This window comes from Pseudomonas syringae, assembly GCF_001698815.1.
In the GTDB taxonomy this organism is placed as follows: Bacteria; Pseudomonadota; Gammaproteobacteria; order Pseudomonadales; family Pseudomonadaceae; genus Aquipseudomonas; species Aquipseudomonas syringae_A.
Map to the genome: position 1 here is coordinate 1 of NZ_LGSI01000058.1, position 26194 is coordinate 26194.

The 26194-nt window shown below is 59.6% G+C and carries 22 protein-coding genes; 9 read left to right on the forward strand and 13 right to left on the reverse strand.

All coding sequences use genetic code 11. The annotated features are described in order from the left end of the window. Nucleotides 1-146: 146 nt before the first annotated feature. The 3 genes from fecA to AFK24_RS20540 all read right to left on the reverse strand — a co-directional run bounded on the left by fecA (nt 147) and on the right by AFK24_RS20540 (nt 4191). Nucleotides 147-2504, reverse strand: a complete 2358-nt coding sequence (fecA, locus tag AFK24_RS20530; protein ID WP_065834968.1) for a TonB-dependent Fe(3+) dicitrate receptor FecA — start codon at nt 2502-2504, stop codon at nt 147-149. Nucleotides 2505-2713: 209 nt separating this feature from the next. Then, nucleotides 2714-3691 (reverse strand): FecR domain-containing protein, encoded by a 978-nt coding sequence (locus tag AFK24_RS20535; protein ID WP_065834969.1) that lies wholly within the window; start codon nt 3689-3691, stop codon nt 2714-2716. After that, nucleotides 3688-4191: a sigma-70 family RNA polymerase sigma factor gene (locus tag AFK24_RS20540; protein WP_065835047.1), complete on the reverse strand. Its 504-nt coding sequence runs from the start codon at nt 4189-4191 to the stop codon at nt 3688-3690. Before AFK24_RS20540 ends, AFK24_RS20535 begins: the two co-directional genes overlap by 4 nt. A 244-nt stretch (nt 4192-4435) precedes the next feature. On the opposite strand from AFK24_RS20540, the gene AFK24_RS20545 reads away from it, so the two are divergent. Genes AFK24_RS20545 through AFK24_RS20555 form a run of 3 tightly spaced genes read left to right on the forward strand, consistent with a single transcriptional unit; the run spans nt 4436 to nt 6725 of the window. After that, nucleotides 4436-4789, forward strand: coding sequence for a DUF3649 domain-containing protein (locus AFK24_RS20545; RefSeq protein ID WP_065835048.1), 354 nt, complete (start codon nt 4436-4438; stop codon nt 4787-4789). After that, nucleotides 4786-6393 carry a PepSY-associated TM helix domain-containing protein gene (locus tag AFK24_RS20550; protein WP_080482228.1) on the forward strand — a complete coding sequence of 536 codons (1608 nt, stop codon included), beginning with the start codon at nt 4786-4788 and terminating at the stop codon, nt 6391-6393. Before AFK24_RS20545 ends, AFK24_RS20550 begins: the two co-directional genes overlap by 4 nt. Further along, complete coding sequence (locus AFK24_RS20555; protein WP_065834970.1) at nt 6393-6725, forward strand: DUF3325 domain-containing protein; 333 nt, start codon at nt 6393-6395, stop codon at nt 6723-6725. The genes AFK24_RS20550 and AFK24_RS20555 overlap by 1 nt, the downstream gene beginning before the upstream one ends. A gap of 12 nt (nt 6726-6737) precedes the next feature. Here the strand turns inward: AFK24_RS20555 and AFK24_RS20560 are convergent, their stop codons facing one another. Continuing rightward, complete coding sequence (locus AFK24_RS20560) at nt 6738-7607, reverse strand: helix-turn-helix domain-containing protein (RefSeq protein WP_065834971.1); 870 nt, start codon at nt 7605-7607, stop codon at nt 6738-6740. Between the two features lie 144 nt (nt 7608-7751). Between AFK24_RS20560 and AFK24_RS20565 the strand changes: the two genes are divergently transcribed. Further along, complete coding sequence (locus AFK24_RS20565; protein ID WP_065834972.1) at nt 7752-8666, forward strand: DMT family transporter; 915 nt, start codon at nt 7752-7754, stop codon at nt 8664-8666. A gap of 62 nt (nt 8667-8728) precedes the next feature. On the opposite strand, the gene AFK24_RS20570 is transcribed toward AFK24_RS20565, so the two are convergent. Both AFK24_RS20570 and AFK24_RS20575 read right to left on the reverse strand, forming a co-directional pair. After that, entirely contained in the window at nt 8729-9703 is a 975-nt protein-coding gene (locus AFK24_RS20570) for a 2-hydroxyacid dehydrogenase (protein WP_065835050.1), read from the reverse strand. Nucleotides 9704-9882: 179 nt separating this feature from the next. Further along, complete coding sequence (locus AFK24_RS20575; protein WP_065834973.1) at nt 9883-10830, reverse strand: LysR family transcriptional regulator; 948 nt, start codon at nt 10828-10830, stop codon at nt 9883-9885. A gap of 181 nt (nt 10831-11011) precedes the next feature. Here AFK24_RS20575 and AFK24_RS20580 point away from each other — a divergent pair, with 181 nt between their 5' ends. From AFK24_RS20580 to AFK24_RS20595, 4 genes are all read left to right on the forward strand, one after another. After that, entirely contained in the window at nt 11012-12523 is a 1512-nt protein-coding gene (locus AFK24_RS20580) for an efflux transporter outer membrane subunit (RefSeq protein ID WP_065834974.1), read from the forward strand. Nucleotides 12524-12650: 127 nt separating this feature from the next. Further along, a complete protein-coding gene (locus tag AFK24_RS20585) occupies nt 12651-14837 on the forward strand; it encodes an FUSC family protein (protein ID WP_065834975.1) in 2187 nt (728 codons plus the stop codon). Further along, nucleotides 14827-15027, forward strand: a complete 201-nt coding sequence (locus tag AFK24_RS20590; RefSeq protein WP_020294396.1) for a DUF1656 domain-containing protein — start codon at nt 14827-14829, stop codon at nt 15025-15027. The genes AFK24_RS20585 and AFK24_RS20590 overlap by 11 nt, the downstream gene beginning before the upstream one ends. 9 nt (nt 15028-15036) lie before the next feature. Continuing rightward, nucleotides 15037-15897, forward strand: coding sequence for an efflux RND transporter periplasmic adaptor subunit (locus AFK24_RS20595; RefSeq protein ID WP_065834976.1), 861 nt, complete (start codon nt 15037-15039; stop codon nt 15895-15897). A gap of 173 nt (nt 15898-16070) precedes the next feature. Here the strand turns inward: AFK24_RS20595 and AFK24_RS20600 are convergent, their stop codons facing one another. The 3 genes from AFK24_RS20600 to AFK24_RS20610 all read right to left on the reverse strand — a co-directional run bounded on the left by AFK24_RS20600 (nt 16071) and on the right by AFK24_RS20610 (nt 17988). Then, nucleotides 16071-16892, reverse strand: coding sequence for an SDR family oxidoreductase (locus AFK24_RS20600; protein ID WP_065834977.1), 822 nt, complete (start codon nt 16890-16892; stop codon nt 16071-16073). 12 nt (nt 16893-16904) lie between these two features. Continuing rightward, the gene (locus AFK24_RS20605; protein ID WP_065834978.1) at nt 16905-17369 is read right to left on the reverse strand and encodes a multidrug transporter; all 465 of its coding nucleotides are present in this window, start codon (nt 17367-17369) and stop codon (nt 16905-16907) included. Nucleotides 17370-17589: 220 nt separating this feature from the next. Beyond that, the gene (locus tag AFK24_RS20610; protein ID WP_065834979.1) at nt 17590-17988 is read right to left on the reverse strand and encodes a hypothetical protein; all 399 of its coding nucleotides are present in this window, start codon (nt 17986-17988) and stop codon (nt 17590-17592) included. Nucleotides 17989-18260: 272 nt separating this feature from the next. Between AFK24_RS20610 and AFK24_RS20615 the strand changes: the two genes are divergently transcribed. Further along, complete coding sequence (locus tag AFK24_RS20615) at nt 18261-20990, forward strand: RHS repeat domain-containing protein (RefSeq protein ID WP_080482229.1); 2730 nt, start codon at nt 18261-18263, stop codon at nt 20988-20990. A gap of 106 nt (nt 20991-21096) precedes the next feature. Here AFK24_RS20615 and AFK24_RS20620 read toward each other — a convergent pair whose 3' ends face one another. The 4 genes from AFK24_RS20620 to AFK24_RS20635 form a co-directional block, all read right to left on the reverse strand. Further along, nucleotides 21097-22548 (reverse strand): mannose-1-phosphate guanylyltransferase/mannose-6-phosphate isomerase, encoded by a 1452-nt coding sequence (locus AFK24_RS20620; protein ID WP_065834980.1) that lies wholly within the window; start codon nt 22546-22548, stop codon nt 21097-21099. A gap of 136 nt (nt 22549-22684) precedes the next feature. Next, nucleotides 22685-23350 carry an alginate O-acetyltransferase AlgF gene (locus AFK24_RS20625; protein ID WP_065834981.1) on the reverse strand — a complete coding sequence of 222 codons (666 nt, stop codon included), beginning with the start codon at nt 23348-23350 and terminating at the stop codon, nt 22685-22687. A 55-nt stretch (nt 23351-23405) separates the two neighbouring features. After that, on the reverse strand, nt 23406-24581 hold the full coding sequence (locus AFK24_RS20630; protein WP_065834982.1) for an alginate O-acetyltransferase: 1176 nt from the start codon (nt 24579-24581) through the stop codon (nt 23406-23408). A 10-nt stretch (nt 24582-24591) separates the two neighbouring features. Next, a complete protein-coding gene (locus tag AFK24_RS20635) occupies nt 24592-26169 on the reverse strand; it encodes an MBOAT family O-acyltransferase (RefSeq protein WP_065834983.1) in 1578 nt (525 codons plus the stop codon). Nucleotides 26170-26194: the final 25 nt, after the last annotated feature.

Genomic DNA, 26194 nt, shown 5'->3' on the forward strand with positions numbered 1-26194 from the left:
AGGTTGAAAGTGTGGGCGAGTCCATACATAGGAGGGGATTTATCCCCGAAGAGGGCGGTACATTCGATGCGCATCTGGCGCATCGAATGCCGCCTTCCCGAATGAATTCGGTCCTACAGGTTTCGCTATTGCCCGATTGGTTCGGGTCAGAACGCCACGGAGGTTTGCACATACACCGTGCGTGGTTCGCCGACGTATTTGCCTTTGTTGTTGTCGTCGAACGAGCGGGTGAAGTATTCGTGGTTGAGGAGGTTCTTCACCCCGACGGCGACGTTCAGGTCGTTAAGCTGTGGACCGAAATCATAGCCGGCGCGGGTGCTGAACAGCATGTAGCCAGGGATCTTGCCGGTACTGCCATCGGCGCTTTCAGCTGAAGTGTTGGCGTTGTCGGCGAACTGATCGCTCTGATACGAACTGTCGAGATTCAGCTTCCACGGTCCTTCGGTATACGCCACGCCCAAGGTGCCTTTGTGTTTGGACGAGAAGGGCACGCGGTTGCCTTTGTTCGGGCCGTCTTCGCGGATGCTGGCGTCAACATACGCATACGTGGCGTACACATCGAAACCGGCCAGCGCCGGGCTCAAACCATTCAACGCATAGTTGATGCTGGTCTCGATGCCCTGATGACGGGTTTCGCCTCGGGCAATTACCGTGTCGTTGGTCTGATTGCTTTCATACTGATTGTCGAAGTTGATCAGGAACGCCCCGATCTCGGCGCGCAGGTTGCCGTTGTCATAGCGTGTACCGAGTTCCCAGGTGCGGGCTTTTTCCGGTTTCACTTCGCCGCCAGCCACCCGATTCGGCATCTGGCTGTACTGCACGCTGCCGAATGAACCTTCAGTGTTGGCGTACAGATTCCACGTGTCAGTGAGGTGATACAGCACGTTCAACGCGGGCAGTGCGGTGTTGTAATCGCCCTGATATTTGACGTTGGTCAGGTTGTTGGTCTGCGCCGAATCGATCATCTCGTAACGAATGCCAGGCGTGAATGTCCACTTGCCGATATCAATACGGTCATCGATGTAGATCGCGTGGGCTTCGGTCGCGCCGCGAGTATCCCGGTCGTTGCGGCTGGCGGTGCTGGGCAGTTCGTTGGAGGTGGTCGGCGTGCGGTAGCGCAGTTCGTGACCGGCCTCGTTGATGTAGCGATAGCCGACGCCGATTTCGTTCCAGCTTTCGCCCAACGCAAAACCTTGGGAGAAGCGGGTTTCCAGGCCGCGCACCCAGTATTCGCGGGGCGACAGGGAAACGAAGCTGCCTTGATCCAGATAACCGCTGCGCAAAGTCTTGGTGAAGAAAGTATTGGCGGTGAACACCCGCGCGTCCTGCTCGTAGCGATAGCCGAAGTTGACCAGCGTGCGGCGGCCCCAGAACTCATCCTTGGGACGCGTCGATTGATACGGGTCAGCCTTGTAATCGGCGACGTTCAGGCCGCCGGGCATTTTGGCGTTGCCTTCGTAATACTGCGCCATGGCGTTGAGGCTGTTGGCGTCGTCGATCTGGTATTTGCCTTTCAGAATCAGGTCGTCGATCTCGGTGTCGCTGTGTTCACGCCAGTCGCCGCCGCGCACTCCGGAATACAGAATCGCGCCGCCCAGACCGTTATCGGCGGTGCCGCCCGCCAGCAGATTGCCAGTGGTCTTGAAGCCGTCGTGGCTGGACGACGGACTGGTTTCGGTCTGGAAGCCGCCTTTGACCGTCGGCGCATCGGGAATCGCGCGGGTCACGAAATTGACAATCCCGCCGACGTTTTGCGGGCCGTACCTTACGGCGCCGCCGCCACGCACCACGTCCACGGCGTCCATGTTGCCCATGCTGATCGGCGCGAACGACAACTGCGGCTGGCCATAGGGTGCGAAAGGCACCGGGATGCCGTCCATCAATACCGTCGAGCGCGACGCCAGACGCGGGTTGAGTCCACGAATGCCGAAGTTCAGCGCCATGTCATGGCTGCCGGTGCCGTTGTTTTCCGGGGCGTTGACGCCAGGGATACGGTTGAGCACTTCGCGCGCGGTGCTGGCCCCGGAGCGTTCGATTTCTTCGCGACGGATCACATCCCGCGCGCCGGGGTGCTCGAAGACGTTGATCTGCTGCGCTTCGCCGAGCCAGTCGCCGACCACGGTCGACGCTTCCAGCTCAACCGGACCTTCACCTTGGGCAACGCTGGCCGGTTGCAAGGTGAAGCCATCCTGGCCATCGGCCCGCGCCTGCAAACCGGTGCCTTCGAGCAATGCGGCCAGGCCTTGTTCCGGCGTGTATTGGCCTTCAAGACCGCGACTCTGCAAGCCGTTGGTGATCTGCGAGCCAAAGGAAATCAGCACGCCCGCTTCACGACCGAACTGGTTCAGTGCGGTTTCCAGGGTACTGGGCGCGATGTGGTAAGGCTTGCTGGCAACGTCCGCCGCCTGAACCAATGGAACAGCGCTCAACGCCAGACCGGCGCCGAACAGGATGTGCCGCAACGAGCGGGCGAGGGGAGAAACACGGCTGGGGCGGGCTGACATGCAGGAGTCCTTTGGCGAGACGATTAAGGTGCTTTTCCTGTCTGTCACGCGAGATGAGCAAAACAGCTCATCTTATTTTTAATAACGCATTTTTCCGTTGGAGCGAGCGGGCGGCGTTCCGACTTGGCCGCGAAGCAATCGCCACGATGGGCCAGATTCACCGCGTTAACGTTCTTCGCGGGCAAGCCTCGCTCCAACAGATTCGGGATTCAAACCCGCGCCTCGACGGTTGCCCAATACCGGGTGAAGCGCTTGACCCGAACCGGCAGCGCGACTTCCAGCAAGTCCAGAATTCGCTCGCTGTCGCTCAGCGGGTAACTGCCGGAAATCAGTAGGTCGGCGACTTTGGCGTCGCAATTCAGATGGCCGCGTCGATAGCGGCTGAGTTCGCCGAGAAAGTCCTGCAAACGCATGTGCGCGGCAACGAGCATGCCGTCGGCCCAGGCGCCGCTGCTGGCGTCCAGCGGGCGGATCGCATCCCACGAGTTGCGCCCGAAACTGACTTGCTGTGACGCCTGCAACTGCAAGCCCGGTCCCGGAAAGTTGTCGGGCCTTAGTTGCACGGCGCCGCTGAATACCGCGATCTGGCTGCGGCCATCCAGTTGCCGCACATCGAAACGGCTGCCCGCCATGCTCGGGCGAATGCTGCCCTCGGCGGTGGTCAGCAGCAATGGGCGCGGGTCGTCGGCGGCGGTGAGCAGGATCTCGCCTTGCAGCAGTTTGATCAGGCGTTGCTGGGCATCGAAGCGTACATCCACGGCGCTGGCGCTGTTCAGGTGCAGTTGGCTGCCATCGCTCAGGGCAATCTTGCGCCGCTGGCCGATGCCGTTGTGGAAATCCGCCAGCAACGGTTGCAGCATCGCCTGTTCGCGCAAGCCCCAGCCAGCGGCAGACCCGGCGCCCAACAACAGCAGCAGCTTCAATGCCTGACGCCGCCCGCTGGACTTCGGCGCATTGATCGCCGCATGCGCCAGCGGTGAAGACAGCCCGCTCAAACGCTGATTGACCCGCTGAATATGCGCCCACGCGCGCTGATGCTCGGGATTGCTGTTCAGCCACATTTGCCAGGCTTGCTGACGGCGCGGTTCGAGGCTGCCGCTCTGCATTTCAATCAGCCAGCTCACCGCTTGCTCGGCAATCGGCGCAGGAATATCGGATTTGTTCAGGGATTCGGCGTTCTGGTTCATAGAGCGAAGTAGCAGCGCAGGGCGGCCTTGTGCAGATGGCGTTTGACCGTGGCGATGGAAATCCCCAGTTGCCCGGCGATTTCCCCGTGGCTCAGGCCGTCGATCTGCGCCAGCAGGAACGCGCGCTTGACCAATAGCGGCAGGCCATCGAGCAGCTGATCCAGCTCCAGCAAGGTTTCCAGAATGATCGCCCGATCTTCTTCGGAAGGCGCGACACATTCCGGCATCTCCAGCAGCGTCTGGTAATAGGCGCGTTCCAGATCCTGGCGCCGGTAGTGATTGCACAGCACGCGCTTGGCAATCGTGGTCAGGAACGCGCGCGGCTCGATGATCAGCGCCGTATCCCGGGCCGTCAGTACCTTGACGAAGGTGTCCTGAGCCAGATCCGCCGCGCTGTGCGGGCAGCCAAGTCGGCGCCGCAGCCAGGTCGTCAGCCAGTTGTGATGGGCGTTATACAGGCCTTCGACGGTGTGATTGGGCGCGTAGTGGGCGATGGGCATGAGCGACTGCAGTCCGCGATGAATCAATAATTGCGCAGATTCTGTCAGACTCTTTTGCATATGAGAATATTTATCATTAATATTACGATCTGCTCGTACAGCTATTCGTAGCTCTTCCTACACTTGGCTGCGAACCGTCGCACTCGATGATCCCGAATCAGGAACCCGCCATGCCGCTCCATGACCGCAGAGACCTTGTGTCGTGCCCGTTCCGGGCAGAGTTTCGTTGATGGACGGCGCAGCCATGGCTAATCAGCAGACCGGCCCGCAAAGCAGCGTACGCGCGAAGAGCAAAGCCCGTCCGAGCAAAGGCGCGGCCTTGTCGCTGGCGTATCGTCTGGCAGTGACTTCGCGGATTCTGGCGGCGTTGTTCGGCGGCTATCTGGTCGCGGCCCTGACCAGCGTCTGTGTCAGCCAATGGATGCCCATGGCCCGCGCTGAAGCAGTGATCACTGGCATGTTGCTGTCGTTTCTCGCGTATCTGGTGGTGGTGCTCTGGTGTTTTGCCTGCCGCACCGCGTGGCAGGCCTGGATCGGCGTTCTGCTGCCCAGCGCGCTTCTGGGCGCCGCGTTTGCTTGCGGGCGGTGGCTGATATGAGGGAAGGTTTCCGGCAAACCATGGCCTGGCTGCACACCTGGATTGGCCTGGTGTTCGGCTGGTTGCTGTTCGCGATTTTCCTGACCGGAACCATGTCCTATTTCAAGACCGAAATCACCCGCTGGACCCAGCCGGAAACTCCCGTGCGGGCGCTCAATACCCAGGCCAGCACCGAGCTTGCACAGGCGTATCTTCAGCAAAATGCCGTGGGTGCGTCGCGCTGGTTCATCAACTTGCCGGACGAGCGCGATCCCAAGCTGGGCGTGATGTGGCAGGCGCCCGCGCAGCCGGGCCAACGCGGCGCGTTCGTGCAGAAAAACCTCGATCCGCAAACCGGTGCCGAAGTGCAGGCGCGGGACAGTCGCGGCGGCGAGTTCTTCTACCGTTTTCACTTTCAATTGCAGATGCCGCACCCTTGGGGCCGCTGGCTGGCCACTGCTGCGGCGATGTTGATGTTCATCACGCTGATCAGCGGGATCATCACTCACAAGAAAATCTTCAAGGAATTCTTCACCTTTCGCCCGCGCAAAGGCCAGCGTTCCTGGCTCGACGGGCATAACGCAATCGGCGTGCTGGCGTTGCCGTTTCATCTGATGATCACTTACAGCAGCCTGGTGATTTTCATGTCGATGGTCATGCCTGCAAGCATCGTCGCCAGCTACGGCAAAGACACCCAGGCGTTTTTTGCCGACCTGTTTCCCACCTCTGAAAACGTCAAGCCTGCGGGCGTTCCGGCGCCGCTGGCGGCATTGCCGGCCATGCTCAAAACAGCCGATGAGCAAATGCCGGGCGGGCATATCGGCCGGTTGACGGTGAACAATCCCGGTGATGCCAATGCCACCGTAGTGCTGTTCCCCAGTGGTGTGGACAGCATCGTTCACGATCCCGGCGCTGGCCTGACATTCAACGGCATCACGGGCGCATTGCAATCGACTGCGGTCCAGCGTTCTGCGCCGTTGTTGATTTCCGGCGGTTTCTACGGCTTGCACATGGGGCATTTTGCCGGGCCGCTGCTGCGCTGGATGTACTTTATTTTCGGCATTGCCAGCACCGCGATGATTGGCACCGGGTTGGTGATGTGGCTGAAGAAGCGCCGGGTCAAACACGAAAAAATCGGCGTATTGCCATTCGAGTTGCGGCTGGTGGAGGTGCTGAATATTGCCGGTATGGGCGGCTTGATGATCGCCGTAGCGAGCTTCTTCTGGACCAATCGCCTGTTGCCGGTGAGTTTCCCCGGGCGCAGTGGTTGGGAAATCAATATGTTCTTCATCGCCTGGGGCCTGACGCTGCTGCACGCTGCGTTGCGCAGCGGGCGTAACGCCTGGCGCGAACAGCTGGCGCTGGGTGCGTTTCTGTATGCCGGTTTGCCATTGCTGGACATCGTGACCAGCGGACGTTATCTGCTGGATTCTCTGGCGCACGGCGATTGGGTGTTGCTCGGCTTTGACCTGACCGCATTGGCGACCGGGCTGTTCCTGGCCTGGGCCGCGCGCAAGTTCCGCCCAATCCCGCCGCTGCTGGCTACCGATGAAGCTGCAAAACCGCTGAAGCAACGCGAGCAGCAAAGCGTCGATACCCCGCAGTTTGAAGGCGAGGCGCGCTGATGCTGCTGGCAAGTCTGTTGTGTTACCTGGGATTTACTGGCCTGTGCCTGTCGATGACCAAGCATTACGGCGAGTTGCTGCACAGCAAACTTGACGTGACGCGGGGGCGAGCCTTGCGCGCCGCTGGCTGGCTGGCGCTGATCCTCTCGTTGTGCGCGGCAGTCGGCGCGGCGGGCTGGGGCATCGGTCTGGTGCAATGGGGCGCGGCGTTGATGACCAGTGCGCTGATCCTGATATTCCTTATTCCGTATCGACCAAGGCTGGTGTTATTGCTGGCGGCGGCGGGGCTGTTGCTCACTCCGTTTTTGGCAGTCAGTCAGTTGGGGAGCTGAGTAGGTCTCGTTTCAAAACGCACCCCGATACTCCCCCGGCGTAGCTCCGACAACCTGCCTGAAACGGTTGTTGAAATGACTGGCGCTGGCAAATCCGCAGTCCAGGGCGATATCGCCGAATGCCAGGCGCGTCGAGCGCAGCAGGTGGCGGGCGTGGGCGATGCGGCGGGCGAGCAGGTATTGATGGGGCGGCAGGCCGAAGCTTTCGCGGAACATCCGGGCGAAGTGGTATTCGGACAATGCGCAAATCCCGGCCAGTTGCCCCAGGCTCAGTGGGTCAGCAAGGTGCGCGTCGATGAACTCCACCAGTTGCCGGCGCAGGTGTGGCGCCAGTCCACCCTTGAGACGCAAGCCTTCGCGCAGCCCGACCTGACCAAGAATCGCGTGGCTGAGCATGTCGTGGGCCAGGCTGCTGGTGCGCAAGCGCTCGCCGGGTTCGCTCCAGTCCAGCTGGATCAGCTGGCGAAAGCGGCGGGCCTGTTCGGCGTCATCGATAAAGGTGCTTTCCCGCAGCTGCAACTCGCGTGGCTCGCGGTCCAGCAGGGTGATGCAGCTCAACGCGAACTGTTCCGGGCTTATATAAAGATGTGCCAGACGGATCTCACCGTTGATCACCCAGGCCGATTCGTGTCCGGCGGGCAGCGTACAGAGTTTGTCCGGGCTGCCTTTCTGATCCGGCTGGTCACGTCGAAAGGTGCCGGTGCCGCCGTCGATGTAGCACGACAACGTGTGATGACTGGGGGCGTGATATTCCTGGGCGTCGTGCCGGTTGTTCCACAAGGCCGCGACCAAACCGTCGCCCAGCGCAGCGCTCTGCTCAAGTCGGGCATTGGGTGAACTGTTCAAGGCCTGGAAGACCTGGATGGATTCGATGGCTGGCATGACGTTTCCTCTACGCCTCGCATCCTACTCCGTGGCTCGTCTGCTGCCAGCCACCCAGCCGTCAAATCAGCTCAAAAGCGCAAGTTTATGCAAGTGGCGACACAGGCCGCGCCGCAGACTGACGGCTCAAACAGGAGTCGCGTCATGAACATCTCGCTTTATCTGCTCACCGTGCTTATCTGGGGCACCACCTGGATCGCCTTGAAACTGCAACTGGGCGACGTGGCAATTCCGGTGTCGATCGTCTATCGCTTCGGTCTGGCAGCCTTGGTGTTGTTTGCGATGTTGCTGCTCAGCGGCCGCCTGCAACCGGTCAATCGGCGCGGCCAGTTGATTTGCCTGGCCCAGGGCCTGTGCCTGTTCTGCATCAACTTCATGTGTTTCTACACCGCCAGCCAATGGATCCCCAGCGGCCTGATCGCCGTGGTGTTTTCCACCTCGACGCTGTGGAACGCCCTCAATGCGCGGATCTTCTTCAAGCAGAAAGTCGCGCGTAACGTGCTGGCCGGTGGTGCTCTGGGCTTGATCGGTCTGGCGTGCCTGTTCTGGCCGGAATTGTCCGGGCACAGCGCCAGCCGCGAAACCCTGATCGGTCTGGGTTTGGCCTTACTGGGCACACTGTGTTTTTCCGCCGGGAATATGCTCTCCAGCCTGCAACAGAAAGCTGGCCTGCGCCCGCTGACCACCAACGCGTGGGGCATGTTGTACGGCGCGGCAATGCTCAGCCTGTATTGCCTGCTCAGCGGCACGCCGTTCACCTTCGAATGGAACTCGCGCTATATCGGCTCGTTGCTGTACCTGGTGATTCCCGGCTCAGTCATCGGCTTTACCGCTTATCTGACCCTGGTCGGCCGCATGGGCCCGGAACGCGCGGCGTATTGCACCGTGCTGTTCCCGATCGTGGCGCTGAACATCTCGGCCTTCGCCGAAGGCTACCAATGGACCACCCCCGCGCTGATGGGGCTGGTGTTGGTGATGTTGGGGAATGTGCTGGTGTTCAGGAAACCGAAGGTAGTTGCTGAAGATGAAGCCTCCCGGCTAAAGCCGGTCCTACGGTGAGCATCAGACGCACGCTGTAGGACCGGCTTCAGCCGGGAGGACAATGTTCGAAACGCCGAAGATCAACCCTTCCAGACCTGCGGATTGACCAGGTTCTGCGGCTTCTCGCCAAGCAGGGCGCTGCGCAGGTTGCTGTAGGCCAGATCGGCCATGGCCTGGCGGGTTTCGGTGGTCGCCGAGCCGATGTGTGGCAGGGTCACGGCGTTGCTCAGTTTGAACAGCGGCGAATCGCTCAGCGGTTCTTTTTCGTAGACGTCCAGGCCCGCGCCGCGAATCGTGCCGTTTTGCAGGGCTTCGATCAGCGCGGGTTCGTCGACGATTGGGCCGCGAGCGATGTTGATCAGGATCGCGCTGGATTTCATCAGGCCCAGTTCGCGGGTGCTGATCAGGTGCTTGGTTTTTTCGCTCAGGGGCACGACGAGGCAGACGAAGTCCGATTCGGCCAACAGCTGATCAAGGCTGCGGAATTGTGCGCCCAGTTCCTGTTCCAGTTCGGTCTTGCGACTGTTGCCGCTGTACAGGATCGGCATGTTGAAACCCAGACGACCACGGCGGGCGACGGCAGCGCCGATATTGCCCATGCCGACGATGCCCAGCGTCTTGCCATACACATCGGTGCCGAACTGCGCGGCTTCGACGCTGCGCTTCCACTGGCCGGCCTTGGTCCAGGCGTCCAGTTCCGCGACGCGACGGGCGCTGCTCATGATCAACGAGAAACCCAGGTCGGCGGTGCTTTCGGTCAGCACGTCCGGGGTGTTGGTCAGCATGATCCCGCGCTCGTTGAAGTAGCTGACGTCGTAGTTGTCGTAACCCACCGAGATACTCGACACCACTTCCAGCTGGGTCGCGGCGGCCAGCTGCTCACGGCCCAATGCGCGACCGGCACCGATCATTCCGTGGCATTGGGGCAGCGCTTCGTTGAACTGAGCGTTCATGTCGCCCAGTTTCGGGTCGGGCACGATCACGTTGAAGTCTTGTTCGAGCCTTTCGGCCATTTCAGGAGATACGCGGCTGAAGGCAAGTACGGTCTTTTTCATCGGGGCAGTCACTCTCGCACGGTTCGAATGGATAGCACGCTAACATTCCTTTCGACCGCTGCCCATCCTTGAGGTTAGTGGCTTGCTAACGATCATCGCACCCTCCCGGCTGAAGCCGGTCCTACAGAGCGGTGTCAGCGCTCTTGGTTGAAGCGGTCCTACAGCGTGGTGTCAGCCATTCAAGAGATCGTCAGCATCGCGTGCTTCTGCAGGTCGGCTTCGTGGGCGGCGAGGATTTCCGGCAGGGAGCCGCGCAGGTATTCGACCCAGGTTTTGATCTTCGCATCCAGGTACTGCCGCGAAGGATAGATCGCGTACAGGTTCAGCTCCTGAGAGCGGTAGTCGGACAAGACTCGCACCAGCGTGCCGTTGCGCAGGCCTTCGATGGCGGAGTAGATCGGCAGGATGCCCACGCCCATGCCGCTGGAGATCGCTGCTTTCATGGCGTCGGCCGAGTTGACCAGGAACGGCGAGGAATTGATCGTGACCATTTCCTGGCCTTCGGGGCCGTCGAACAGCCATTTCTCCAGCGGGAACACCGGGCTGACCAGGCGCAGGCATGCGTGATTGAGCAGGTCGGTGGGCTTGACCGGCACGCCGAAACTTTTGACGTAGGCCGGGGAGGCGCAAACGATGCTGTAGGTGATCCCCAGGCGCTGGGACACGAAGCCCGAATCCGGCAGTTCGCTGGCGAGCACGATGGACACGTCATAGCCTTCTTCGAGCAAGTCCGGCACGCGGTTGCTCATAGTCAGGTCGAACGCGACGTCTGGATGATTGCGCCGATAGCGGGCAATGGCATCAATCACGTAATGCTGACCAACACCCGACATCGAATGAACCTTGAGCTGACCGGCGGGCCGCGCATGGGCGTCGCTGGCTTCGGCTTCGGCTTCCTCGACGTAACCCAGGATCTGCTCGCAGCGCAACAGGTAACGCTTGCCGGCCTCGGTCAGCGCGATGCGCCGAGTGGTGCGGTTAAGCAGACGAGTTTGCAAATGAGCTTCAAGATTTGAAACGGCGCGCGACACGTTGGCGGTAGTCGTGTCCAGCTGTACGGCGGCAGCGGTAAAACTTCCCGCTTGCGCCACACAACTGAAAGCGCGCATGTTTTGCAGGGTATCCATGGGCAGTTCTCTGATGAGATAGCAAATTGTGACAGAAAGTTACTGATCCATGTCACCTATACCAAAGGATTATTCCCCGTTCGGTAACAAAGAATCGCAGTTATCCCGGCTTATCGGCTGGCAAGACGCCGCCTAGAATCGCTGTCTTAGCGCTATTTCATTAAAGTCGGGATTTGCAGCAGTGCCGCGTCGCATCATCAGAGGGCTCAAGCCCCTCAGTGTCTGGGCTTTATCGTTAATCATCAGCGGCTGCATTGGAACCGGTGGAATCGCCCCTCAAGGCAGCTCGCTGCCGCCTGACAGTCTGGCTACCGACGCGGCGATTCAGAGCGCCGCGCAGGACGCCCATTGGCCCGTAGCTCAATGGTGGCGGGCCTATGGCGACGCGCAACTCAATCGCTGGATCGAACTGGCAGCGCAAGGCAATCCAAGCCTGGCCATGGCCGCCGCTCGGGTTCGGGAAGCGCGGGCCATGGCCGGGATCGCCGAGTCGGCGGAGTCGCTGCACATCACCGGCGATTCTTCCCTGAAACGACATAATTGGGGCGCCGATCAGTTCTACGGACCTGGCGCGCTGGCCGGTACGACGACCTGGGACAACAGCGCTTCGCTGGGCCTGAGTTATTCCCTTGATTTGTGGGGCCGGGAAAGCAACGCCAGTGAGCGTGCGCTGGACATGGCGCACATGAGCGCCGCTGAGGAACGTCAGGCGCAGCTGGAATTGCAGGACAACATCGTGCGCGCCTACATCCAGCTGTCGCTGAACTACGCAAAGCGCGACATCGTTGAAGCGACGCTCGCCCAGCAAAAACAGCTTCTGGACCTTGCCCAGCGTCGCCTGCAAGGCGGCATCGGCACGCATTTCGAAGTCAGCCAGGCCGAAACGCCGCTGCCGGAAACCCATCGCCAGATTGATTCTCTCGACGAGGCCATCGCCCTGAGCCGCAATCAACTGGCGGCGCTGGCGGGTAAAGGCCCCGGCGCAGGCGCACAATTACAGCGCCCGACCTTGTCCTTGCAAACCGCCTTGAAACTGCCGTCGGCATTGCCTGCGCAATTGCTCGGCCAGCGTCCCGACGTGGTCGCCAGTCGCTGGCGGGTGGCGGCGCAGGCGCGGGGTATTGATATCGCCCATGCCGGTTTCTATCCCAACGTCGATCTGGTTGGCAGCCTCGGTTATGTGGCGACCGGCGGCGGCATGCTGGAATTCCTCGCCGGCAAGAAATTCAATTACAACGTCGGACCGGCGGTGAGTCTGCCGATCTTCGATGGCGGCCGCCTGCGCTCGGAACTGGGCGAAGCCGCCGCTGGCTATGACGCCGCCGTGGCGCAGTACAACCAGACGCTGGTGATGGCCCTCAAGAGCATTTCCGATCAGCTGATCCGTCGCGAATCTATGGATAAGCAGCAGGTATTCGCCAGCGAATCCGTGGCGTCGGCGCAAAAGACTTACGACATCGCGATGATCGCGTTTCAGCGTGGCCTGACCGATTACCTCAACGTACTCAACGCCCAGACCTTGTTGTTCCATCAGCAACAGATCCAGCAGCAGGTCCAGGCCGCACGCCTCAGCGCCCATGCCGAACTGGTGGTGGCGCTGGGCGGCGGCTTGTCGGCGGGCAACGATTCCCCCGCCGAAGAAACCACCCGCGCACCGAAAACGCCTTCGGTGTTGGCGGTGTTTGATCGATGAATATGCTCGCTGGCGCACCACCGTGGGAGCGAATTTATTCGCGAATACTCAATTGCAGCCGACGGATTTCTGGTGGATGTACCGGCCTCTTCGCGAATAAATTCGCTCCCACAGTATTCAATCGCGCATGACTGCCTATCTAAACCGCATAACACAACTCCCATGGCGCCGCGAGTTCTTCAGCTGGGCTCGCAGCGATGGGGTGACCTGGATCTACATCTTCAAGGTGCTGATTGCCGCCTTCCTGACGTACTGGCTGGCCTTGCGCCTGGAACTGCCGCAGCCGCGCACAGCGATGATCACGGTGTTCATCGTCATGCAGCCGCAAAGCGGGCACGTGTTCGCCAAGAGTTTTTATCGCCTGCTTGGCACGCTGGCCGGGTCCACCATGATGGTGGTGCTGATGGCCTTGTTCGCGCAGAACTCCGAACTGTTCCTCGGCAGTCTCGCTATCTGGGTCGGCATCTGTTCGGCGGGTGCGGCGCGTTATCGCAACTTTCGCGCCTATGGTTTCGTACTCGCCGGTTATACCGCCGCGATGGTCGGCCTGCCCGCGCTGGCGCACCCGGAAAGCTCGTTCATGGCTGCGGTGTGGCGGGTGTTGGAAATTTCCCTGGGCATCGTCTGCTCGACAGCGGTCACTGCAGCAATCCTGCCGCAGAGTTCTGCCGCCGCGATGCGCAACGCGCTGTATCAACGCTTCGGCGTATTTGCCCGGTTTGTCGCCGATGGCCTGCGCGGTACTCAGGATCGGCTGGCGTTCGAGACCGGCAACGTACGCTTCATTGCTGAAGCCATCGGTCTGGAAGGCTTGCGCAGCGTCACTGTATTCGAAGACCCGCACATGCGCCGACGCAACGGTCGGCTCAATCGCCTGAACAGCGAATTCATGACCATCACCACGCGCTTCAACGCCTTGCACCAATTGCTGGAGCGTCTACGTGCCGAGGGCGTGACGCAAGTGGCGACGGCCACCGAGCCGGGCCTGAGTGCGTTGGCCGAACTGCTAGAACGCTTCGCCGACCGCGCCCTGACCACCGACGATGCGGCGCAGCTGGTCATCCAGCTCGAACAGTTCAAGGCGGACTTGCCTGCCCAAGTGCGCAGCCAGCGCGCGGCTCTGGAGCAGACCGAGCCAAACGAAGCCGACCTGCTGGATTTTCATACGGCGTACGAATTGCTCTATCGCCTGGTCAACGACATGCATGACTACGCCCAGACCCATGCGTCACTGGCCGATCACAATCATGCGCGGGAACAGTGGCAAGAGTCGTTCCTGCCCAAGACCAGTTGGGTTGCGGCACTGGCGGCAGGATTTCGGGCGACGTTCATTCTGTCGATCATGAGCGCGTATTGGGTGGCGACCGCCTGGCCCAGCGGCGCGACCATGACCCTGGTTTCAGCCGCAACCGTCGCGTTGTCGGCGACCACCAACAATCCCCGACGCATGTCGTTCCAGATGGCCTGCGGCACGTTGCTCGGCGCGCTGCTGGGCTTCACCGAAACCTTCTTTATCTTCCCGTTCATCGACGGCTTCCCGCTGCTTTGCGTGTTCCTTGCGCCGGTGATTATGCTCGGCGCGTTTCTCGGTTCGCGCCCGCAATGGGCTGGCTACGGATTGGGTCTGCTGATTTTCTTCGGCATCGGCTCGGTGCCGGACAACCTGACGGTCTACAACCCTTATGCGTACATCAACGATTACATCGCCATGGTCATCGGCATGTTGCTGTGTGCGGCGGCGGGAGCGATCATTCTGCCGCCCAACAGCCGCTGGATGTGGCGGCGTCTGGAAGACGCTCTGCGGCGGCAAGTGGTGTTCGCCATCAGCGCGCCGTTGAGTCGCCTGGGTTCGAGTTTTGAAAGCCAGACCCGCGACCTGATGCACCAGGCGTATGGCCTGGCGGCGGGCAAGCCGCAGGTGCAGCGCGAATTGCTGCGCTGGATGTTTGTGGTGCTGGAAGTCGGCCACGCGATCATCGAGCTGCGCCGCGAGCAGGAGATTCTGCCGATCCATCCGGCCTACGCGCCGTGGCAATCGTGGCGGGTGGCTATTCGCGTGATGGGCCGTGCGTTGATTCGCCTGTTCATTCAGCCGGACCAGAGCAATCTGCAGCGGGCGCTGGCCGCCGTCGATCATGCGATTGGTCGCGTCCAGGCCAGCGATGAGCCGTTCGCGCCGCACTTCGATACCTCAGCGCTGCGCCGGGTGAAAAGCTACCTGCATTTCATTCGCTCCTCGTTGCTCGACCCGCAATCACCGCTGGCCGCTTATACCGATGGCGGCCGGCCGCAAGGACTCCTCAATGCCGCGTGAAATCGCCTTTCATGGCTTGTACATGCCCATCGTGACCGTGATGTTCCTGATCGCCGTCGTGCTGGCCTGGGCGCTGGATCGCGTGTTGTCCGGGTTCGATCTGTACCGTTTTTTCTGGCATCCGGCGCTGCTGCGCATGAGCCTGTTCGTTTGTATTTTCGGCGCGCTGGCGCTGACTGTTTATCGTTGAGAACCCTTGATGAAAAAGCTCTTCAGTCTGATTGCCACGTTATTGGTGCTGGCCCTGGCCATCTGGATCGGCCGCACCTTGTGGGTCAATTACATGGATACGCCGTGGACCCGCGATGGCCGGGTTCGCGCTGACATCATCAACGTCGCAGCAGATGTCACCGGCACCGTGGTCGATGTGCCGGTGCGCGATAACCAGCAGGTGAAGAAGGGCGACCTGCTGATGCAGATCGATCCCGAGCATTATCAAGTGGCGGTCAAAGAGGCGCAGGCGCTGGTGGCTTCACGCAAGGCCACCTGGGAAATGCGCAAGGTCAACGCCAAGCGCCGCGCCGACATGGACAACCTGGTGATCTCCACTGAAAGCCGTGACGACGCCAGCAACATCGCCACCTCGGCCCAGGCCGATTACCAACTGGCCCAGGCGCAACTGGAAGCGGCCGAATTGAACCTGCGGCGCACCCGCGTGCTGGCGGCAGTGGACGGCTACGTCACCAACCTCAACGTGCATCGCGGCGATTACGCACGGATGGGCGAGGCGAAGATGGCGGTGGTGGATATGAACTCGTTCTGGGTCTATGGCTTTTTCGAAGAAACCAAGCTGCCGCACATTCGCGTCGGCGATCCAGCGGACATGCAATTGATGAGCGGCCAGTTGCTCAAGGGCCACGTCGAAAGCATCGCCCGAGGCATCTACGACCGCGACAACCCGGAAAGCCGCGAGCTGATCGCCGACGTCAACCCGACCTTCAACTGGGTACGCCTGGCCCAGCGCGTACCAGTGCGCATCCATCTGGACCAGGTGCCGGAAGACGTGATCCTGTCGGCGGGGACGACCTGCACGGTGATTGTGAATCCTGAGTTGCACTGATCCGTTGGAGCTCGGTCCTGAATATCCAACGACCGGTAGGAGGGGACTTGCCCCCGAATGCGCTGGTCCTGACAACGAAAATCTGCAAGGTTGACGCTGCCTGAGCTACCGCCTTTCGGGGACAAGTCCCCTCCTACAAGATTCTATGTTTGCTGCACATAGTGTCGGTGTGCTCACAACTTCCGATTCAGCCCAAACCGATGCTTGAGCTTGTTATCCAGAAAACCTTTGGGCAGCAGCCATGCCATCAGCGGCATCGCCCGCGAGCCGTTGCCCAGGCGCAGCAGGCGGGGCGGGTTGGGTTGTTGCACGGCGCGCAGCAGGTCGCGGGCGAAGTCGGTAGCTGGGGTGGGATTGCCTTGCGAGGCCTTGGCTCGGGCGCGGATCGCATCGCGTAACGGCCACCACGGCGATTGCTCGCTGATCAGCTGCTCGGCTTCGTGGCTGGCATTTTTCGCGAAGCTCGACGCAATGGCGCCGGGCTGGACTTCCAGCAACTGAATGTCGAAGGGCGCCAATTCCAGGCGCAACGCTTCGCTCAAGGCATGCACCGCTGCCTTGGATGCGCAATAAGCCCCGGCGAACGGCGTAACCAGAACCCCGGAAACGCTGCCGATATTCACCACCAGCCCTTTATTGCGACGCAGTGCTGCGAACAGCGCGCGGGTGACGCCGACCACGGCAAACACATTGGTTTCGAACTGACGCTGCATGGCCTCGACGCCGCCATCGAGCAACGGCCCCATGGCGCCATAACCGGCGTTGTTGATCAGCACATCCACGCCACCTTGCTGTTCGATTGCAACCGCCAGACGCTCAAGCGCGGCGCTGTCGTTGACGTCCAGTTGCACGCCGGTGAAACCGGCCGCGTTCAGAACGGCTACGTCTTCGGCCTTGCGTGCGGTGGCCCAGACTTGATACCCAGCAGTTTTGAAGACATCGGCCAGTGCGCGACCAATGCCGCTGGAGCAACCGGTAATGAGAGCGGTGGGCATGCTGATTTCCTTTTAGTTCGAGAAACTGCCTTGTAGATGTTCCGCCCGGAATTCCAGCGTCTGCGGGCGATAACCGGCGCGCAATGGCGGCATCGGCAAGCAATCCTGCCATTGACTGCCCGCCAGCAATTCGCCGGGGCCACGGTAGCGCGGTGAGCTGTAGTTTTCTTCAGCGAGGTTCATGTTTTCGCCCGGCGCATACGCCGCGATTCGCCAACGCAGCTCGGTCAGCGGAACATTGTTGCCGTTGTTGATGAGCACCAGCAGCGGCTTACCGACCGGGCATTGTTCCGGCGCGTAATTGAGGCGAACTTCCAGGCGCTCCAGCCTGCGGGTATCGCGACTGTCCTCCCAGATCACCCACGCCGCAACCAGTCCCAGGCCCACTGCCGCCGCCAGGGAAACCGGCAACGCTTTGGCGGGGTAGCGCAGTAACAGGATGAGCCAGGTCAGGATAAGCACCGCGCCGATCAGCATGGGAACGCCTCGTCAGGATTGATGAGGGCATCGTACAGAAAGCGGGGTGGGGTTTGCCAATTCCAGAGAGTCGGCAGTTCACCGGTTTGAATTGGAATGCATTACGTAGGACCGGCTTTAGCCGGGAGGAGGCCAGTTCATTCGCAGCAATTGTGTCGTCAGAACTCTCGCCCTCCCGGCTGAAGCCGGTCCTACCGCTCCATGCTTGCTTCCAAAAACTCTAGGAAATAAACGTATAGGGAACCGATACCTCTCCCCAAACCCAACCTACGTTTCGCATGTCTAAGAAACTTTCTACGGTTGCTACGTCGCCCACCTTGAAGGGCTTTTCGGCGATTATGACATCAGGTGTAACAACCAATCGTGTTGCCTCACCGGATACGAAATCCAGCAACCTGATATATATTCCAGCGGTGACTCCGGCAGTGTTGAACATGAAATGTACCCGTTCATAAGAAGGGCTCACATGGGGTGGTAAAACAATGGTAAACGTTTCGCCCACCCTGATAGTACCGTCCTCTGCTCCTTCAACGTAGGGAATTGGGTACCCTTGCTTGTCATGGTTGGTAAGGACTTTGAAGGTTGCTTGAACGCTCTTGTATTGATTTGAGCTTTTCATTTTTTCATCCTGATTGTGAGTTTGCTTTTCTATTTGAGCTTCCTTAGCTCGCCTTCATTTAGATCCAGCATTGTTTAGCCGTCTACTGTCACTTCTGACAGGTAGCGACGGACGGTATGGCTGCGTTCGGAGCAGAATTCCAGGCATAAAAAAACCAACAACTCTTTGCGGATGCCAGGGTCCGGATTTTTCAGACGGAAACAACTGCACACATTTGCCTGGGCCGTATTCGGCACCTAGGCTTTGAATTACCACTCAGGGATGACTGGGACATGAACGAACAATCCACCGCCTTGCACCCACATACGCCGTTGCTCACGACTTTCGATCCACGCGGATTAACGGTGCGCTCCGTTGCCTGGTGTCGCACGCAGCCTGCTGATTCTGCCGAAGCACGGGTGACCCGCTCGGCCTTCAATGCTGCAGGACGTCTGGTCAGCAGTTGGGATCCCAGGTTGTGGGCCGATCAGGCGCGGGCCAATCTCAGCAACATTTATTCCCTGCGCGGTGAGGTGCTTTGCAGCGAGAGTGTCGATGCTGGCTGGCGACTTTCGTTGCCGGGCGAGGGCGGGGAATTGTCGTCGGGCTGGGATGGGCGAGGTACTGAGCGGCGGCTGGAATATGATGCGCGGCTCAGGCCGACCGCCATTTTCGAAAATGACCAGTGCCTGGAGCGGCTGCAGTACGGCGATGCCGACGCGGCCGCGCAAAACCAGTGCGGCCAGTTGGTGCGTCATGACGACCCGGCGGGTACGCGCCGCACTATCGCGTTTGGCTTGACCGGCGCAGCGCTTGAGCAGACGCAGCACTTTCTTGCGCAGCTTGATGATCCCGACTGGCCTGAACTGGAGTCCGAACGCGATGCCCTGCTGGAACCGGGCGCTGGCGCGAGCACGCGCTGGGCATACACGCCGCTGGGCGAGGTCCTCAGGCAAACCGATGCGCTGGGCAATGTTCAGGCTTTTGCGCATACCGTCGCGGGTCAACTCAAAGCTGTTTCAGTGCAGCTCAAGGATCAGCCGGAGCAGGTGCTGGTCAGTGCCATCAGCTACGACGCTCAAGGTCGCGTGCAGTCTGAAACCGCCGGCAACGGCGTAATAACTACCGCCGTGTACCGCGCGGAAGATGGTCGCCTGATCGAGCTAAAGGCCTCTCGCAACAACGGCGACCATTTGCAGGATTTGCTTTACGACTACGATCCGGTGGGCAACGTCATCCGCATTGAAGACCGCGCCCAGTCGACACGATATTTTGCCAATCAGCGCATCGAGCCCGTGTCGAGTTATCAGTACGACACGCTCTATCAACTGATCGAAGCCACCGGAAGGGAAGCGGCAACGGTCAATCACGGGCCGGTTTTTCCTGAGTTTCAGAGCCCGCCTGATCCGACGCAATTGGCCAATTACACGCAAACCTACCGCTACGATGCAGGCGGCAATCTGCAGCAATTGACCCACGTTGGCGCGCAGGCTCATTCGCGGACGCTGGTCACGGCGCGCACCAGCAATCGCAGCCTGCCGGTTGTAAATGAGCAACCGCCGGATGAAGAAACCATCGCTGCCGCATTCGATGCCAACGGCAACCTGCTGCAACTGCAAGCCGGACAAGCCCTGAGCTGGGACTGGCGCAATCAGTTGCAGCAGGTGCGATCTGTGGTTCGCGAAACGGGTGACGACGACAGCGAACGCTACATCTATGACGCCAGCGGCCAACGCCTGCGCAAGGTCGGCACCCGCCAGGCCAAAACCGTCAGCCACCACGATGAAGTCCGTTATCTGCCGGGTCTGGAAATCCGCACCAATACCGCCACGGGCGAAACCCTGCATGTGATCACCACCCAGGCTGGGCGTAGCAGCGTGCGAATGCTGCATTGGCAAGCAGGAAAGCCCGATGCCCTTGAAAACGACCAGACCCGTTACACGCTCAATGACCATCTGGGATCCGGCACGCTGGAACTGGACAAAGACGCGCAAATCATCAGCCAGGAAAGTTACTACCCGTTCGGCGGCACGTCATGGTGGGCAGGCCGTAATGCCATCGAAGCCAGCTATAAAACCGTGCGCTATTCCGGCAAGGAGCGCGATGCAACCGGGTTGTATTACTACGGGCTGAGGTATTACGCGCCATGGTTGCAGCGCTGGATTAATTCGGATCCGGCTGGGGCTTTGGATGGGCTGAATGTGTATCGGATGGTCAGGAATTCACCTATGCGGTTTCATGACCAAGAGGGGGAGGTCTCACAAGAGTCAAATCATCCGCACGAAATTGAGGGTGCTTCGCTCGAACCAGGCTCGGAGAAAAGGCCGGATTTAAAAAATAATGAAGACGCGCTAACGGTGGGGTCTTTGCATCGCCGTGGTTCGGTTGAACCACCACAGATGTCCACGTTGGTAAATGCATGGCGTTTTCTACCGAGAGTTACGACCAGACTCTGGCAAATCTGGAATCGTCCTGCTCACAATAAATTTGTCACTGTTAACTTTCCGGATTTCACAATCAGACAGTTTGAGTTGCATAACCCCTCCGCTCCGAAGGATCTCATAATCCATGGGCATGGTCGGCTCAGATCTCCCGTACATAAAATATACAGTTCGCCTCTAAAACTTAACTTTTATGCGCGAGCCAATACTCAGCTAGAGGCCTCGAGCAATGACCTGCACCGGTTTCAATCAAGAAAAGTGGAGGTTTTGGCTGCGGAGGTAATTGCCGCCGGTGCCGAGTCCAGAGACTACGACATTGCTCATTCGCCTGCATTCGATGATCCGGTGTCCGCTTTCCTGCACCATAGTCAGCTTTTGAATCCAAAGCCTGTCATCGCATCCTCCGGTGATTTCACTGGTGAGAATTATCATGATGTTTTGATCGTGAAGCGGGGCAAGACTATTTCGCTAAGCAAGATATTGAGGCACCTACCTAGCTACAACCAGGTACATGGCTTTTTCTGCAGAACTCGTGGACAAGGTGGCCCGTCTCATGACCCCTTCCTGTCATCCAGGTCATAACTAAAAAACCCCCAACAACCCTCTGCGGATGGGGATACGCAGAAAGTCGTTGGGGGCGACTGCTCGTTAAAGCTTCAGGCTTCGAACGTGAAGCCTGCCGCTCTTTTTAGCGTGCCAGGGTCTGGGTTTTTACGCCCGTGTCCAGGTTGTTGGAGCGGCCGTAGACGTCTTCGAAACGTTCGATGTCGTCTTCACCCAGGTAGCTGCCCGATTGCACTTCGATGATTTCCAACGGGATCTTGCCTGGGTTTTTCAGGCGATGGACCGAGGCGATCGGGATGTAGGTGGACTGGTTTTCGGTGAGCAGGAACACGTTCTCATCGCAGGTAACCTGAGCCGTGCCTGATACCACGATCCAGTGTTCAGCGCGGTGGTGGTGCATTTGCAGCGAGAGGCTGGCGCCCGGCTTGACCGAGATGCGCTTGACCTGGAAGCGGCCGCCCATGTCGACCGAGTCGTAGGAACCCCACGGACGATAGACTTCAAGGTGGTTCTGGGTTTCGCTGCGGCCCTGCTCATTGAGCGTGTTGACCATCTGCTTGACGCCTTGAACCTTGTCCTTGTGGACAATCATCATCGCGTCTTTGGTTTCCACGACCACGATGTTGTCCAGGCCGATCACCGAGACCAGCTTGCCGTTGCCGTGGATCATGCAGTTGCGGCTGTCTTGCAGGACGACGTCGCCTTTGGTGACGTTGCCGTTGCTGTCTTTCTCATGCACTTCCCACAGTGATGCCCAGCAACCGACGTCATTCCAGCCAGCGGTCAGCGGCACGACGCAGGCGCGTTGGGTTTTTTCCATCACGGCGTAGTCGATGGAGTTGTCCGGGCAGCAGGCGAAGGTGGCTTCGTCGATGTCGATGCTGTCGCCGTCACGCTTGCTGCGCTCCAGAGTCAGCATGCAGGTGTCGTAGATGTCCGGATCGTGCTTTTTCAGCTCTTCCAGATAACGGCTGGCACGGAACAGGAACATGCCGCTGTTCCAGAAGTAGCCGCCGGCCTGAACGAATTCCGCAGCGCGTTTTTCGTCTGGTTTTTCGACGAATTGCGATACGCGGCTCACGCCTTCCGGCAGCAGTGCATCGGCAGTGGATTTGATGTAGCCATAACCGGTTTCCGGTTTGGTGGCTGGCACGCCGAACAAGACCATTTCACCGCGTTCTGCGGCGACGGTGGCCAAGGCCAGGGCGCGTTGCAGGGCTTTCTGATCGTCGATCACGTGGTCGGCGGGCAGAATGAGCATCAGCTCGTCATTGCCTTCGGCCAGGAGCAGCATCGCAGTGATGGCAACCGCTGGGGCCGTGTTGCGGCCGAACGGTTCCATGATTACGGTCTGGGTTTCCAGTTTCAGGGCCGCCAGTTGCTCGGTGACGATGAAACGGTGGTCCTTGTTGCAGACCACGATTGGGTCCTGCATGCCGTCGAACACCAGGCGTTCGAGGGTTTGCTGGAACAAAGTGTGTTCACCGGTCAATGCCAGGAACTGCTTAGGGAACTGTTTACGCGAAAGCGGCCAGAGTCGTGAACCGCTACCGCCTGACAAGATCACTGGAATCATTTTGTATCTCCAATAGCATTCGAAATAGGGCTGAACGTCGTTCTGTCTGTCGTTTCTGTCTTGTTCTTGTTCCGCGTCGGTCGGTCCGCTCACGCCGCTCTCAATGAAAGGGCTCGGACCGACTGACTAAATTCGCTTAGCGAGTGGCTACTGGAGGCTTGACCCAGACTGGCGACAGGCTGCTGCCGCTGCCAGTGATGTACAGCACGGCGGCTTCGCCACGCTCAAGGGCAATTGGCTTCAGGTCGCTGACTTTCTTGTCGCCGTCATACAGCGCCAGGGTGACTTTCACTGGATTGATTTCACGCTCGCCGGTGCCTTTGGCGGCTACGGTCTTGACCACGTCGGTCTTGCCGTCGGCGGTTTTCAGGGTCAGCGCTTTGTCGCTGAGGTTCTGCACGCGCACCAGGGATTTCTGCTTGTTCTTGAACGGCGGCTCTTCAACCAGCTGTGGCTTGCCGCTGACGTTGTTGACCAGGGTGTAGTAGTGATCGCTGGCCAGTTTCACCGGAACCGTCTGGCTGCCGAGCTTGGCGCTGTAGTCACCCTGAGGCATGAAGCTGAACGCGGTGCTGCCCAGCGGAGCCACTTCGTTCATGTTGGTGTTGCCGACGGTGGCGCTGATTTCAGCGCTGCTGGCGTTATACACACGCACGAAGGTCGAGCCTTTCGGAGCGGTCGGGCCGTAAAGCGCGGCGTCGCCAGCGAAAGCCTGCAGGGACATGAAGCCCAGGCCAGCGGCCAGTGCGCAGGTTTTCAGGAAGCGGTTCTTGGTGGCGGTGTTTTTAGTTGCAGTGGTCATAGTGTTCTCAGCCAAAGTGTGTGGAGTGGTCTGTAAGGTCATTTGATGGGTCCTCTCAGTTTTGCGCCCGGTTGGGCGACTCGGATGTTTTGGCGTTTATGGCCAGATTTTGTTTATCGTCACGAGGCTTTTTGAGTTCGGCGATCCACTTCGGATCAAACTCGCCAAGGTCGTTATGAGCAGGCAGATAACGTTCCGGGAATTCCCAGATCAGCACTTGCGGCGGGCTGTTCTTGAACGCATCGGTTTGCAGGTACTTGAGCATTGGCAGAACCGGGCCGTGCCCGTCTTCTGCGTAATTCACGACATCGCTGTGAAGTGCCTGTTTAAGTGCGCCGAGAAAGTTCCAGTTAGGGTTGGCGCTGTAACTTGTGCCGACCAATCCAACTGCAACATCGCTGTCGGCAAATAACGCGTCATCACCGGATACCTGGGGTTCGACAAGATCCGTGCTTCTTTGTTGCAATTGATCTGGCTGCGGAAGCAAATTACTGAACAACGGATCCAGTGGCAGGAAGTTGGTCAGGTCGCCTTTATAAGCCGAAGTTTCTTTGGCCTGAGTCGTGAACTTTGTCGGTTCACCGCTCAGCGGATTTTTTTGCGCAATGGCAGCGCCAAGTTGCTGGGCGACTACTTCGGCACCCATTGGCGTCCAGTGGGTGTCGGTGCGCAGGAATACCTGGCCGTTCTGCTTGGCGCTTTGCAGCGGGCTCAGCAGATCAGGCGCAAACACACCGGCCTGAGCCGCTTGGGCATGGAATTGCTGATACAGATCGGTGTGCAGCGAGGCCGGCTTGTTAGCGCCGATGTGCTCCGGATACAGACGGGTCTTGGCCGGAATGATCGCCAATACCAGCTCGGTGCCCTGGGCTTTCAGCGCGTCACGTACGCCCTGGATGATTGCCAGGTTGTCCGCTTCGTTCTGCTCGCCGTTGACGACTGCATTGAACTCTTCGTCGGTGTACAGCCATTGGTCCTTGCCCAGCTCAACGCCGGGACGACCTTCGTTGAACAGCTTGTAATCCAGTGCCGCCCAGAGGTTGGTGCCAATGCGCTTGATCGGGAACTCTTCGTCGTAGTGAGTCTCCGCTGCTTTGGCCCAGCGACCATTGAGGATCGTGGTTTCCGCTGAGGTCGAGAAGCTGCTGAAACTGCGCAGCGACCAGATCCCCAGTGCCAACAGGATCCCCATGAACAGGGCGATGTAGAGGATTCGTAATGAACGGGTCATGTCAGGCTCCTCAGAACTGGAAGTAAAGGAACGGCGAGAAGCTTTGCGCCGAAAGTTTGAGAATCGATGCAACAAACAGCAGCAGGATCAAGGTGCGCATGGCGTAACGTGGCCAATCGGCAACCCAGTACGCGGGTTGCACCTGGGCTTCTACGCCCACGGTGTAGCCGGGCTGATGAATGCTGCCTGGGTTATCACCGGGAACAGCCTTGATGGTGCCGGCTACGGCGTTGGCCGGGCCGTCAGCCTGAACGCCCAGATCCGGCGTGGCTTTGCTGGCGGCTTTGTCGGCAGGGCGATTCTTGTAGAAGTCGCGCAGGCCGAAGAACGCCAGGGTCACGTAAGCCACGATCAGGGTTGCCACTTGCAGACCGGTGAGGCTGGCCTGATTGAGTTCCGACAGCTGCCAATCACCGAAGCTGAACATCGCGCCATACATGCGACCGGCGACGTGCAGGTTTTCCGAGCGGAAGATTACCCAGCCCATGACGACCAGCAGGAAAGTCAGTGCCCAGCGAATCGGGTTGAAGCTGCGCGGGTTGGTGTTCAGTCCCAACGCTTTTTCAATCGCCAGCCACATGCCGTGCCAGGCGCCCCAGACGATGTAAGTGATGTTCGCGCCGTGCCACAGACCGCCAAGCAGCATGGTCAGGAACAGGTTGCGATAAGTGGTCAGCGTGCCGCCACGGTTGCCGCCCAAGGTGATGTACAGATAGTCACGCAGCCAGGTGGAAAGGCTGATGTGCCAGCGACGCCAGAACTCGGTGATCGACTGACTGACGTACGGCTGCTTGAAGTTTTCCATGAAACGGAAACCCATCATCAAGCCTAGGCCGATGGCCATGTCGCTGTAACCGGAGAAGTCGAAATACAGCTGCGCGGTGTAGGCCAGCGCTCCTAGCCAGGCATCGCCCGTGGTCGGGTTCTGCAAGGCGAAGCAATGGTCGGCAACCACCGCCAGGGTGTCGGCGATGAAGACCTTCTTGATGAAACCCTGCATGAACCGCGTGCAACCCTCGGAGAATTTATCCAAGGTGTGGGTGCGGTTGTTGAACTGATCGGCGAGGTCGCGAAACCGCAGGACCGGGCCGGCGATCAGGTGCGGGAAAATCGCCACGAACGCTGCAAAGTCGATGAGGTTGCGGGTGGCCGGGGTATCACCGCGATACACGTCGATGATGTAGCTGATGGACTCGAAGATGTAGAACGAGATCCCGATCGGCAACAGCACGTGGGTCAGGATGAACGGCTCAAGCCCGACCGAAGTCATCATGGCGTTGATGCTGTCCACACCGAAGTTGGCGTACTTGAAGTAGCCCAGGATGCACAGGTCGACGCCGACGCCGAGCAACAGCCAGCGTTGGGCTGGCTTGGTGCGAACACCTGCGGCGCCCACCTTGAGGCCGATCCAGTAGTTCCACAACGTGACGGCGGCAAACAGCGCCAGGAAGTCCACTCGCCACCAGGCGTAGAAGACGTAACTGGCAACCAGCAGCAGCAGGTTGCGGTAGCGTTGCCCGCTCAAGTAGTACAAGCCGAGGAAGATCGGCAAGAACAGGAACAGGAACACGTTGGATGAAAAAACCATCCTTATCTCTCCGTTTGTCCAACAG